Genomic DNA, 13,265 nt, shown 5'->3' with positions numbered 1-13,265 from the left:
ATGCAGCAGATCAAGAGTTTGCTGGATTCATGAAATCCTGCTCCGGGAACTTGCGCCATGAAGCTCCGCCCCGGTCTCGTGCTGCTGAACCAGTATCGTAGTCTCGGCCGCCAGTCCCAAGCAACCCGGTGGCCCTGCAATCTGGTGCCAGCCCCGATTCCGGCGCGATCAAGCCTTTGACTGGTTCTCGGAGGGCGTGAGCTTGGGTTTTATGACCCGAGGGTTTGTGCGGTTTTGGTGTCTGCGTGTGAGGGTGTGTCGAACTGATGAGGCGATTAATTCGCCAGGTGTGTACTCGTGTGACGTTTTGTTGACGATCCTCCCCCGTCGTGACGAGGGGTGTCTCTCGATGGGCGGGAGGAGGCGTTTGGAATCGAGGCGGATCGGTCGCTCCGGTTGATCACGTTGCGAAACGGATCGGCCGGGGCTCCCGGTCGGTGCGGGGCGTTCGGCGTCCAGAGAGCGGCCCGAACGTTCCCGTGCCGATCCCAAAGGAAGCCCGGACACCCCGCCCTCGATCGGAGGAGGCAATGTGCCATGATCCGTTCTGGTTTGCGACCGGGCTTCGGCCCCGACGAGAATCCGGCTGGGCGGTTTCCGACCGTCACGAGAGGCCGCGTGCGCGTGCTGACCCCCGGATGGTCCGCGATCGTCTTGGTGGCGATCGTGGGGGTAATCGGCTTCGAGGACGACGATCGGTCGGGCCAGGGGGGCGCGTCGTCCCTGAACGTGGGCAGAGGGGAACGGCCGATTCGCAAGGTCGCCTTCACGACGGACGATACGCGGGTGGCCACCCTGGAGGTGGACGGCCGCCTGACGTTCTGGGAGGCCGAGGGCGGGGGCTTCTGGACCACGATCGGCGGGAACGATCGGGTCATCCGGAGCTTCGCCTTCGACCCTGGGTGCAACATGGCCGCACTGGGACACCTCGACGGCTCGATCCGGTTCATGAGTCTGAGGACGGGCGAGGACTGCGGTAGGATCGAGCTAGAGCAGGTCTCCGTTCATACGCTGGCCTTTTCGCCCGACGGCCGCCGCATTGCCACAGGGCAGGGGGACGGTCGCCTCACGCTCTGGGAGGTGGAGACCCGGTCGCTGCGGCTGGACCTGAAGACGTCTCAGGCTCCGTTGCTGGCCCTGGCCTTCTCGCCCGACGGTCGCCGCCTTGCCTCGGCCCATGCCGATGGTTTGGTCATTGTGTGGGAGACCGAGACGGGCCGCGTGCAAGCCTCGACTTCTTGCGGGCGGGTGCTTCTCCGACCGCTGGTGTTCTCACCCGACGGTGAGACGCTCTGGTGGGCAATCCAGCACGATAAGGTCGTCTGGAGGTGGGACCTCGGCTCCGGCGGTGAGGTTCAGACGGTCCCTTGCCCGGTGGAGGAGATGGTCCCCATGCCCGATGGAAGGTCGCTTCTGGTGCGGATCGATCAGGAACGGGTGTGGCAACTCAGTACCGAGACACTCCGTATCCAACACCGGTACCGCTTCCCTGGACGCATCCTCTGCTCGATGGGGGTTTCGAGCGACGGGACGCGGATTGCTCTGGGAGGGCTTGAGACGGTGGAGGTCGCCACGCTCGCCCACTTCGAAGACCCATCGGCGGAAGATTGAAGCCGGATCGACCGTGTTTCCGGGGGCAACTCCACCGGGTCTCCTTCGGAAGGTCCATTGAGGACCAAGAGACGGATTGGGCGATGCTCGACCGTGGATTGCTTGCATTGGGGCTCGCGACGGGTCGAGAGTCCCAGGTGATTAACCCGAGGCCACGTGGGCTCGGCTGCTCCTCGTGCTCTGGTCCGCCGCGCGGGGGGAGTCTTCGTTTTCAAAAGAGGCGGATTGAGGAGGGGTTGAAATGCGTTCGATGCTTCGATGGATTGCTCAAGGGGTTGCTTTGGCAGGATTGCTGGTCGTTCTGGGGTTCGGGGCCGAGCCGGCTTCGGCTCAGGTGGTCCCGTTCCGCGTGACGGGGGCGGGGGTCGCGGATTTCATTCCCCTGGTTCCGGGTCAGGCCTCGCCGCACGACGCGATCGGCACGGCCACGCACCTGGGACGCTACGAGGCGGAGGGCCTTGTCCGGCTCGACGGGTTCACCGGCCCGACGACCGGCACCTTCTCCAGCGCCGAGCCCGTGGCCTTCACCGCGGCCAACGGCGACGTGCTTCGCTTCGACTATCAGGGGAATGTCAATCTGTTTGGTGCGGGGGATGGCCTGTTCATCACCGTCTGGATCGCCGAGTTCACGCCCGCCTCGGGCAGTACGGGCCGCTTCGAGCGGGTGGTCGATGGCAGTTTCATCATGACGGCGATCTCTGCTCCGTTTTCGCTCGATGCCCCCTTCCTGGTCGGTTACTCCTGGTCCGGCTCGGGCTGGATTGAGTTCGATCGGGGCCGATAACCTGACGCCTGGAATCGGCCTCAGCTCGTTGCACCAATGGGGGCGAGGGCCAGGGCGAGGGCGGGACCGAGAGACTTCGCTGTCGCGTCGTGATCACCTGAAGTAATGCTCCGGGAGGCCGGGGTACCCCTGCAGGGCGCCCCGGTTGCTCCTCGGGAAGGATCAGGTTGCATTGACGATCTTCAGATCCCAGCCGTTCTGGGCGTTGTAGAAGTCGCTCTGCGAGACGCCAAGGTTCCAGATGGCCGTCAGCAGCTCCTCGGTCGGGTACGGGCCGGGATTGTCGAAGGGGTTGGTCGACGCACCGATCTGGTTGACGAACCAGACGTCGGCCAGGAGAGACGTGTTGCTTTGCTGGAGAACAACCTCGTAAAGATCATAGGTCGGCGGTTTGAGCTGATTGCAGACATAGAGATCACAAATGTAATCTTCCATGTAGACAATCTGCCACTTGATCGGCATTAGCGTCTGATAGAAGAACAGGTCGTAGCTGTTGGACGTGGCCTGCTCGATCGCGCTGGTGGTGACGTCTTCCCAGTCCCAGAGCCCGGAGGAGATGGCCGTACCGAGGGTCGAGAGCATCCCGTAATCACCGACGATGGTCGTTTGCTGCTGAGCGAAGGTTTTCACATTGTCCGTGAAGAGGTTTCCGAGGGTGGTCAAGAGCGCCGCATACGTTTCTTCGAGCTTCGTATCGGGGCCGGGGTTCGGCTGATTGGTCAGGTCGCCGATGAGGTTGTCGATCCCCGAGGCGATGGCCGCGGCGCCAATGGCCGCTCCGCCACTGAAAGCTGCTGCCATGGCCGCAAGGGCAGCCTCGAACACGCCGACAATCGCGAGCGAGGCGGTGTCGTTCTGCTGCTCGCTCTGGGTCAGAGCGACGAGGGTTCCGGCGGCGACAAGCCGGTCGTTCGTGACCGTGCCGATGTCCGAATTGAGGGTCGTGAGCTGCGTGTACAGGTTGTTGACGCCCATCACGTCGTTCAGTTCATTGATGAGCTGGCTCTTGATGGCATCCCAGTTGGTCGGGGACACATCGGGCGGTCGCGGGATCTCCTGACCGGGCAAGGTAGACTCAATCTTGTTGAGATAACCGCTCAGTGTGGCGATTGCGTCGTTGTAAAGCGCCCGGACACCGCCCGGCGCGACGATACCGAGGCCGGCGTTGATGGCGGCGTATCCGGCGTCCCACTGATCGGTCACCTCGGGAAACGGGGTGGCCGGCCGGTCGAGCAGGCCAAAGGAGAGGACCTGAAGCACCTGCGCCGAGTCGAAGGAGGCCAGCACGCGGTTTCGGTCGTTGGCCGCGATGCCGAAGAACATGCCCGGCGGGGTCTGCTTCGTGACGGCAGCCCACGATCCTCCCGGAGGACGAAGGAAGAGTACGGAATCGGCCACGACCCAGACCGAGCCGTCGGCCGCCGCCGACACCTCGGTAGGAGTGGTGCCGCTGAACTCGGAATCAACAGCCCAGCCCCCGCCCGACGACCACGAGAGCAAGACCGCGCTTCCTTGAGCATCGCTGCCGATCGCCCAGATGTTCGACGCCGAACCGATTCCGAGTTGCTTGATCGAGAATCCGTTATTGGGAATGACCGACCACGAGTCGGATGCCTCTTGATACGAGTAGGCCGTCCCCGAACCTCCCAGGACCCAAACGATGCCATCGGCCGAGGCGCCGATCTGAGACGGCGAGTCACCCCCCGGCAGGTCGGCGACGGTCGAGAGCGTGCCCGAGCTGGTGATCGAGGCGATGAACAGCGGCCCTTCCTGCCATTGATCCGAACCGATCAGCCAGGCCTCGGTGTTCGAGATGGGCGCGATCGAGTTGGCTGCGCCGCTCCAGACGCTGGTCGAGATCATCGTCACCGGATCGTATGCGAACAGGCCCGACGCGATGGTGCCGACCCAGTAGTTTCCGTCCGGCGAGGCTCCGAAGGAGGCGAGCGAGAACAGGTCGACGCCCCCCGGAGCAATCGGGTTCCAGTTCGTCAACAGGCTGAACTCAGGGGTAAACGGATAACCGACCGGCGGCGGGGAGGCGAGTTCGGACTCGGGCAATGAGGAGACTGGCGGGAGGGACGGAGTGGCGAGGATCGAATCCAGGTAGGGGGCGGACCCAAGCATCAGGGCCTTGGCCCGGGTCAAGGCCCGGGGCCCTTGCCAAGCAGTCGAAACACGGGCGGCGAGTTGCTCGTCCACGCGGCCGGGGGTGGCGATCGAGGCGATCCGGACCGCCGTTGCTTCCCGATACGACGGGCTCCTCAGCAGGTCGGCCACGACACGCGAGCGGGGAACCCCCCGGTCAAGCGCACCAACCCATCGGGCGGTTTCGGTCTCGGTCGGGCTCCGCTGCCAGAGGTCGTCGGCCATCGCGTTGAGGTACCCCTCGTGTGTGCCTCCTCCGCGGTTCTGGAAATATTCGGCCGAGCCGATCACCCGCCAGATCACGGCGAGCTGGTCGGCACCCCTGGCCGTCTCGCTCAGGTGGAACTGAAACTCGCCGGCGGTTGGTTCACGGTGGAGAAGTTTCTCATACGTGTTGAGAATTTCCACTCGGCGAGCCGGTTCTGACTGCAAGACCATCGCCGCCGCTCGCTCCCGGGACATGCCCCGATCGAGCCAGCCGACCAGCCGGTCCTGTACGGCATCGGCCAGCGGCTGATCGACCAGGGCCGTGGCGATCCGGTTCACGAATCGCTCGTGCGCCGAGGCGGAGGGAGACGCAATCTCCAGGGCCAGGACCTCGGCTCCCACCGCTCCCGACACGGCCACCGGCATCGGCAGATCGGCCGAAAGCATGGTTCGGGGCTCGAGCGGTTCGAGCTGGAGGCGGGTTCGCTCGATGTGCTTCGGGCGATGGCGGCCGATGGATCGTGATCGGGAAGGCCTGGACATCGTCGTGAGACCCCTTATCAAGAATCAGGATGGAAACTCTGAAGGTTGATCGCGTGTTGTAATCAGAATGCGTTCATGAGCCGAGCATCGAGTGGTGGGTGGGAACATCTTCTCGGACATTCGGCCTGAACAACAGGGGCAGCCTTCACCAATTCCCTGATCCGCCTCGACTTCGGGTACGGCACTTCTTCAGGCGCTCGATTGCTGACGTCCGCCCGAATCGTAGCTTACGAAACCCCGCCGAGGCTCATCTCCGATCGATTCCAGCCAGGCTCAACCCGGAGGGAGCCTTGAAGGGGAACCAGCGGCCGATCCCCACTCAGAGTGGCCAGATGATGGGGACGATGATGATCGCCGTCACCCAGAGCAACAGGTTCAACGGCAGGCCCACGCGGAGGAAGTCGCCGTAGCGGTAGCCGCCGGGGCCGTAGACCATCATGTGGGTCTGGTAGCCGATCGGAGAGGCAAAGGCGAACGAGGCGGCCAGGGTGATGGCGATGATGAAGGGGCGGGACTCGGCGCCGAGGGTCCGGGCGGTTTCGAGGGCCAGCGGGAAGGAGAGGGCCGCGGCGGCGTTGTTGGTGACCAGTTCGTTCAGGAGCATCGTGCCGAGATAAAGCGCCGCCAGGGCGGCAATCGGTCCGAGGGATCGGGTGACGGCGACGAGCAGCTCGGCCCCGGCGGCGGCGGCTCCGGTCTTGTCCATCGCCGCGGCCAGGCCGAGCGAGGAAGCGATCGCCAGCAAGACGGGCCACTCGACCGACCGCAGGGCCTCGGGTCGGCCGAGGCATCGGGTGGCGACCATCAACCCCCCGGCGAGCAGGGCCGCCACGGCCGGCTCGACCAGGTTCGAGGCGATCGCCAGAACCATCAAGGCGGTCAGAATGGCCGCGACCGGGGCGCGGAGGTGCCGGGGGCTGGTCGACCCTTCGACCTCGGAGATGAGGTAGAAGTCCCGGTGGTCTCGGAAGGCCCGGCTGAAGTCGGGGCCGACCTGGAGCAAGAGGGTGTCTCCGGGGCGCAGGACGATATCGCCGACCTTCCCCGCCAGGCGTTCGCCGTTGCGGTGGACGGCGACGACGGCCGCATCGTACATCCCCCGGAATCCGGCTTCTCGGACGCTCCGGTTGACCAGCGGAGAGGCGGAGCTAAGGACCGCCTCGCAGAGCCGGTGGCCGGGCCGATCGACGCCCGATCCGGCCGTGATCTCGTACTCGGGCTGCGCCGCGGGCATCAGGCCGGGGACCTTTTCCAGCTCGGTGATGGTCGAAACGTCTCCGGTGAAGATCAGGCGGTCGCCGGCGTGCAGCTCCACATCGGGCTCGACCGGGCCGATCGCCTCGCCGTCGCGGTCGATCTCGATGAGGAACAGGCCCGGCAGGTGCCGCAAGCCGGCCTCCTCGACCGTCTTGCCCACCAGCTTGCAGCCGGGGGCGACCATCAGTTCCGAGAGGTACTCTCGCCTCGCCTCGCTGAGCTGTTGCAACACATCCTTGCGCTTCGGGGTCAGGCGAGGAGCGATGAACAGCAGATACGCCACCCCGACCATTGCGCACGGAATCCCCGCCCAGCCGAGTTCCAGGAACCCGAGGCCCGGCAAGTTCGGGTCGTCTTGCTTGAGCAAGAGGCCGTGCACCACCAGGTTCGTGCTCGTGCCGATCAACGTGCAGCAGCCGCCGAGGATCGAGAGGAACGACAGGTGCATCAGGACCGAAGACGGCGCCACCCGCTGCCGACGGCACCAGTCGACGACCACCGGTAAGAGCATCGCCACGATCGGCGTGTTGTTGATCACCGCCGAACTCGGCACGACCAGGGCCGCCAGCTTCGCCCGGGCCCCTTCGGACGTCCCGACCCGGCCGAGCAAGCGATCGCCGATCACGTCGAGGACCCCCGTCTCCCGCAGGCCGGCCGCCACCACGAACATCCCGGCGACGGTCAAGACCCCCGGATTCGAAAACCCGCTGAACGCCTCGCTCGGCTCCAGGACCCCGAACAGGGCCAGCAAGACCGCCGCCCCGAGGAAGACGACGTCCGGCGGCGCCCAGTCTCGGACCAAGGTCAGCAGCACGAGCGCCGTCAGCCCCAGCGTCAACCAGGCGTCGAAACCGAGCGGCGGCCGCTTCGCCTCGGCCTCGACCTCGCCCCCAAGATCCCCGGCCTCGGCCTCGGCCCTTTCGGGGGGGCTCTCCACGATCGGACCGTCCCCAACGGCTGTCGGATCGTCAGCCGGCCCGGCCAGCACCACGGTTCCGCCGCCAATGACCAGCACCAGCATCAGCCAGCAGATACGCACCATCACGGCTCGGGCTCAGAAGACCAAGAGGGAGGGATCGGAACGGAGAGCTAATCTATCCTTTCTTGATCGGGATATGCAAGATCCCGGTTTGGCGTCGGGATGAATGTCTCATGAAACCGGTGAGAACGTCGGAGAAAGTGCTAGCGATCGGGGGGATGGGGGCGTTCAATGAGTCCGGCTCAGAGGCCTTCCCCGTGCCTTCCAATTCGAGTTTCCAGGGATGACGATACCATGAGAATCTTGCTTCGCAACGGATGCGTTGCCGGCCTCTTGCTGGCAATGCTGGCCCCGGAGGCGAGGGGGACCGACCTGGTCACCCTCTCTCCTCAGACCTGGGATGCGTACGCTCCGACGGGTAAGGAGGCCGACGCCATCTACGGCGACTTCGTGTTGCGTAACGATCGGGTTGTGGCCGTGATCGCCCGGCCGGTCCGGATGCGGAACGCGAACATGATGGTCCGCGACGTCGGCGGCATGATCATTGACCTGGCGAGGCGAGACGAAGGGGGGGGCGACCAGCTTCAGGTCCTCTTCGCGGCCTCACCGACGAACGACTTCCAGTTTGCCGGCGTTGAGGTCGATCAGCCCGAGATCTTCGACGTCGAGCGGAACGAGGTGGACGGCACGAACCAGGCGAGGCCATCGATGTTCGTCCGCGCCCGGTCGATCACCCTGAAACTCCTGTCGAAGCCGAGGCCCGACCGCCCCCTGGTCGAGTTGCGCTACACCCTGGCCGACGACGCCGACGCCATCACCATCGAGACGACCTGGACGAACGACACCGGCCGCGACCTGACGATTGATCCGGCCGACGTCTTGCGGGCCGAGCGAACGTTTGAGAAGGCCGCCAACGGCCGAGCCTCCCTCTTCTGGGTCGAGGATCGCCACTTCGGCCAGGCCTACGGGGTCCAGGTGGGCCAGGCCGAGGCATCGGGCTCGAGCGCCCGTCTGGTCATTGACGCCGAGACTCGGGGGCATCTCTCGACCCTCCGCTACGTGATCGCCGCCCCGGAGGCCGTGATCTTGAAGCCCGGCGAACAGCTCTCGGTGTCGCGGCGGTTCTTCCCGGCGAGCGACCTGTTCGGCGTCAAAGCGGCGGCGATCGGCGGCGATCGGCTGGTGCCCGCCTCGTTGACGGTCCGGGACTCCTCGGGGGCTCCGGTGGCCGGGGCCGATGTCACGCTGGAACTGGACGGGGAGTTGTTTGGCCACGGTCGAACCGACGCCGAAGGCCGGTTGACGGCCCGAGTGCCCGACAACGGGTCGGATTACCAGGTCGAGGTGGTTGCGCCGTGGGGAGATCAGACGACCGAGCTAACCGAGCAAGGCCCCAGGCGTTACCTCGCCACGTTGCCCCAGCCGGGCCGGGTCGCGGCCACGATCACGAGCGAACAGGGCGAGCCGATTCCCTGCAAGGTTCAATTCGTCGGCAAGGACGGGACCCCGAGCCCCGACTTCGGACCCGATACCGGAACGCACGCCGTCGGCAACCTCTACTACTCCCAGAACGGCACCTTCTCGGTCCCGCTGAAGCCCGGCTCGTACGACGTGATCGTCAGCTACGGGCCGGAATATGACGCGGTGTTCACCGAGTTGACCGTCGATCGGGGGGAGGAGACGACTCTCGCCGCCTCGTTGAAGCGATCGGTCGATACGACCGGCTGGGTCAGCTCCGACTTCCACAGCCACTCGACCCCCTCGGGCGACAACTCGTCGAGCCAGCTCGGCCGGGTGCTCAACCTGCTTTGCGAGCACGTCGAGTTCGCCCCTTGCACCGAGCACAATCGCCTCTCGACCTACGTGCCGCACCTGCAATCCCTCGGGGCCGAGCACCTGATGGCCACCTGTACCGGGATCGAGCTGACGAGCATTCCCGGCGACGTTAACCACCAGAACGCCTTCCCGCTCGTGCTTCGTGAGCACGTTCAAGACGGCGGCGCCCCGATGAGAGATCTCGATCCCGAGATGCAGATCGAGCGCCTGGCCCTCTGGGACGGCTACAGCGACAAGCTGATCCAGTTGAACCACCCGGACCTCGGCCACGTCTTCTACGACCGCAACGGCGACGGCGAGCCCGATCAAGGGTTCCGGGGGATGTTCGGCCATATCGACGTCATCGAGGTCCACCCGCCGCACTTCATCTTCGAGCCGGCCCGGATCGAGCGCAATGGACGATCGTATAACAATACGATTGTCAACTGGATGCAGATGATCAACCAGGGGCACCGCTTCCCCGGCGTCGTCAATACCGACGCCCACTACAATCTCCACGGCTCCGGATGGCTGCGGAACTACCTCAAGAGCCCGACCGACGACCCGAAAGAAATCGACGTCGCCGACATGGTCCGCGCCGCCGAATCCGGCCAGGTGATCATGACCAACGGCCCGTTCCTTGACGTTGCCATCCGTTCCAACGGGGCCGAGGCGATCCCTGGAGGCGACCTGAAGGCTTCCGGAGGCTCGGCCACGCTCCACGTTCGGGTCCAGTGCCCGAACTGGTTCGACATCGACCGCGTCCAGGTCTTCCTCAACGGCCGGGCGTCGGAGGCGTTGAACTTCACCCGGGCCGACACTCCCGACGCCTTCGGCGACGACGGCTCGGTGAAATTCGATCGGGAGATTCCGCTCGCGATCGAGGCCGATACGCATGTGATCGTCGCCACCATCGGCGAACACTCGACGCTCGGCGCCGTCTTCGGGGAGGGCGGTCATGCCGACGATCGGCCGATCGCCGTCTCCAACCCGATTTTCCTCGACTTCGGGGACGATGGCTTCACCCCCAACGGCGACACCCTCGAGGCCCCCTTGCCGACGAAGGCCAACTGATCCGACCTCCCCTCCGGACGGAAGCCGGTGCCCGGGCCCCGGGCATCGGCGATCGGGGCGGGAACGTCGGCTCACCGCCAGGATCGCGTGTCGAATTCTCCCGAGGCATAACTGGCTCCCATGCTGTCGAGGTGGGTCGCGGGCAGTGCCTTTCGGAAAAAGGCATAGGAACAGCCGCCGTCGAATTGCAGGTGAGCAACCTTCGCCCCCTGCTTCAATGGCCGGACGGCCCGGATCTCGACCGCAACCCAGGCGCTTTCCGAGATGTCGGCGAGCCGCAGATGGACGTTTCCTTCGGGAAGGATTGACTCGGGAGCCAGCACCACCGCGGCCCCACCGTGGGAAATATCGAGAAGGGTTCCGTCGATCGACCGGAACTCGTCCTCCTCCCACCAGCCCAGCTCGATCGGCACCTCGGACGCATAGCGGATCGATTGCCTGCGGTTGCGACCTTCCGGCCGGCATCGCTGGCTGTTCTTCGACGGAAAACCGAGGAGAGTCCGAAGGGGATTCATCGCATCGTCATCGCTTTCAACGTTCCTGATCGAACATCCCGGCCGATGGAGGACCGTCGAGACACCGACTGTCGGAGAAGTTTAGGTCATCGTTTCGCCCTGTTGGGTCAGGAGCACCAGGGAATCGGTGGCTCAAAGCGGCCTCGGATGGTTCAATGAGAGACCAAGACGCCGGCCTTCGACGGATCGATTCTTGGGGTCGTTTCGCCGTGCGCCCTTTTATTTCTCCTGGCCTTGGGTGAGTGTGATGACGTTCCTGCTCCTGATCGCTGCCGTGTCCTCAACCCCTCTCTCCTCGATCGAGCCGTCCGAGCCATTCGACGTCGTTGTCTACGGCGGCACGTCGGCGGGCATCGCCGCGGCGGTGCAGGCCGACCGCATGGGCAAGTCCGTCGTGGTCGTCTCGCCCGATGTTCACCTCGGCGGCCTCTCCAGCGGCGGCCTCGGCTGGACCGATAGCGGTCGCAAGGACGGCATCGGCGGCCTCTCCCGAGAGTTCTACCACCGCGTCTGGCAAAAGTACCAGGAACCCGACGCCTGGCGCTGGCAGTCGCGCGACGACTACGGCAACAAGGGGCAGGGGACCCCCGCCATCGACGGCGAGAATCGGACCATGTGGATCTTCGAGCCCCACATTGCCGAAGCGGTCTTCGAGGACCTCGTCGCCGAGCATGAGATCCCGGTCGTCCGAGACGCCTGGCTCGACCGCGACGGCGGCGTCGAGAAAGACGGCAACCGCATTCTCAGCATCACGACCCTGGACGGCCGGACCTTTCACGGCACCATGTTCATCGACGCCTCGTATGAAGGAGACCTGATGGCCGCCGCCGGTGTCTCCTACACGGTCGGCCGCGAATCGAACGCCCAGTACGGCGAAACCCTCAACGGCGTCCAGAAGAAACGGGCTGTCAGCCACCAGTTCGATTTCCCGGTCGATCCGTACGTAGTGCCCGGCGACCCCTCCAGCGGCTTGCTCCCTCTCATCCACGACGAGGACCCCGGCACCGATGGCGAAGGTGACCACCGCCTCCAGGCCTATTGCTTCCGGATGTGCCTGACCGATCACCCCGAGAACCGCGTCCCTTTTGAAAAACCCGAAGGCTACGACCCGAATCAGTACGAGCTGCTCCGCCGCTACCTGCAAGGCGGCTTCAAGGGGGTCTTCAACAAGTTCGACCCGATTCCGAACCACAAGACCGACACCAACAACCACGGCGCCTTCTCGACCGACAACATCGGCATGAACTACGACTATCCCGAAGCCTCGTACGAGCGCCGTCGGGAGATCATCGCCGAGCACGAGCAGTATCAAAAAGGCCTGATGTACTTCCTCGCCAACGATCCCGACATCCCCGACGATATCCGCTCGAAGGCCGCCAGCTACGGCCTCTCCCGCGACGAATTCACCGACAACGGCCACTGGCCGCATCAGATCTATGTGCGGGAAGCCCGCCGGATGGTCTCCGACTTCGTCATGACCGAGCGGCACCTGCGAGGGATCGACGCAACGCCCGACTCCGTCGGCATGGGCTCGTACAACATGGACAGCCATAACGTTCAGCGTTATGTCGATGAAAATGGCCACGCCCGGAACGAGGGGGACATTCAGATCAGCCCCGGCGGTCCTTACCAGATCAGCTACCGGGCCCTCGTGCCGAAGGAAACCGAGTGCGCCAACCTCGTCGTGCCGGTCTGTCTCTCCTCGTCGCACATTGCCTACGGGTCGATTCGGATGGAGCCGGTCTTCATGATCCTCGGCCAGTCGGCCGCCACCGGGGCGGTCCTGGCGATCGATCACGAGACCTCCGTTCAGGACATCCCGACCGAGGCGCTTCTCAACCGCCTGGTCGAAGACGGCCAGGTGCTCGACCTGCCCGACTCGACCTCGAACCGCCCGAACGTCTCGTTTGAGTCGTCCGAACTTGACGGGATCGTCATCGACGACGAGCAGGCCGAACTGGTCGGCAACTGGGGGATCAGCTCGGTGGTCCGGCCGTTCGTCGATCTTGGCTACCGGCACGACGGCAACGAGCAGAAAGGGGACAAGGCCGCCACCTACCGCGCGACCCTCGAACCGGGATCGTACGAGGTCCGATTAGCCTACGCGCCGACCTCAAACCGAGCCACGAATGTTCCGATCGTCATTCACCACGCCAACGGGCACACCGCATTGACGATCAATCAGCGGCAATCCCCCTCCGGCCCCGGCCCGTTCCAATCGCTCGGCATCTTTCGATTCGACGGCGAATCGAGTGTTGAGATCCGGACCGAGGGGACCAACGGTCACGTCATTCTCGACGCCGTGCAGTTTCTCCCGAAGTGATCCTGTGTT

General features: G+C 64.8%; 7 protein-coding genes. 4 read left to right on the top strand and 3 right to left on the bottom strand.

Translation table 11 applies throughout. The features are described 5' to 3' along the window. Positions 1-537 precede the first annotated feature (537 nt). Together GA615_RS16825 and GA615_RS16820 are read left to right on the top strand one after the other, a co-directional pair. Entirely contained in the window at positions 538-1,611 is a 1,074-nt protein-coding gene (locus GA615_RS16825) for a WD40 repeat domain-containing protein (RefSeq protein ID WP_152052477.1), read from the top strand. 241 nt (positions 1,612-1,852) lie between these two features. After that, entirely contained in the window at positions 1,853-2,395 is a 543-nt protein-coding gene (locus GA615_RS16820) for a hypothetical protein (protein ID WP_152052476.1), read from the top strand. Positions 2,396-2,557: 162 nt separating this feature from the next. Here GA615_RS16820 and GA615_RS16815 read toward each other — a convergent pair whose 3' ends face one another. Both GA615_RS16815 and GA615_RS16810 read right to left on the bottom strand, forming a co-directional pair. Then, positions 2,558-5,293 carry an LEPR-XLL domain-containing protein gene (locus GA615_RS16815; protein ID WP_152052475.1) on the bottom strand — a complete coding sequence of 912 codons (2,736 nt, stop codon included), beginning with the start codon at positions 5,291-5,293 and terminating at the stop codon, positions 2,558-2,560. Between the two features lie 319 nt (positions 5,294-5,612). Continuing rightward, positions 5,613-7,592: an SLC13 family permease gene (locus tag GA615_RS16810; protein ID WP_152052474.1), complete on the bottom strand. Its 1,980-nt coding sequence runs from the start codon at positions 7,590-7,592 to the stop codon at positions 5,613-5,615. 231 nt (positions 7,593-7,823) lie between these two features. On the opposite strand from GA615_RS16810, the gene GA615_RS16805 reads away from it, so the two are divergent. Next, positions 7,824-10,418: a CehA/McbA family metallohydrolase gene (locus GA615_RS16805; RefSeq protein ID WP_152052473.1), complete on the top strand. Its 2,595-nt coding sequence runs from the start codon at positions 7,824-7,826 to the stop codon at positions 10,416-10,418. 71 nt (positions 10,419-10,489) lie between these two features. On the opposite strand, the gene GA615_RS16800 is transcribed toward GA615_RS16805, so the two are convergent. Next, positions 10,490-10,933, bottom strand: a complete 444-nt coding sequence (locus GA615_RS16800) for a PilZ domain-containing protein (protein ID WP_152052472.1) — start codon at positions 10,931-10,933, stop codon at positions 10,490-10,492. A gap of 247 nt (positions 10,934-11,180) precedes the next feature. On the opposite strand from GA615_RS16800, the gene GA615_RS16795 reads away from it, so the two are divergent. Beyond that, on the top strand, positions 11,181-13,256 hold the full coding sequence (locus GA615_RS16795) for an FAD-dependent oxidoreductase (protein ID WP_152052471.1): 2,076 nt from the start codon (positions 11,181-11,183) through the stop codon (positions 13,254-13,256). Positions 13,257-13,265 lie beyond the last annotated feature (9 nt).

The sequence above is a fragment of the Tautonia marina genome (assembly GCF_009177065.1).
GTDB lineage: Bacteria > Planctomycetota > Planctomycetia > Isosphaerales > Isosphaeraceae > Tautonia > Tautonia marina.
Note: the sequence above shows the minus strand (reverse complement) of the source record. Positions and strands in the feature narration are given on the sequence as shown.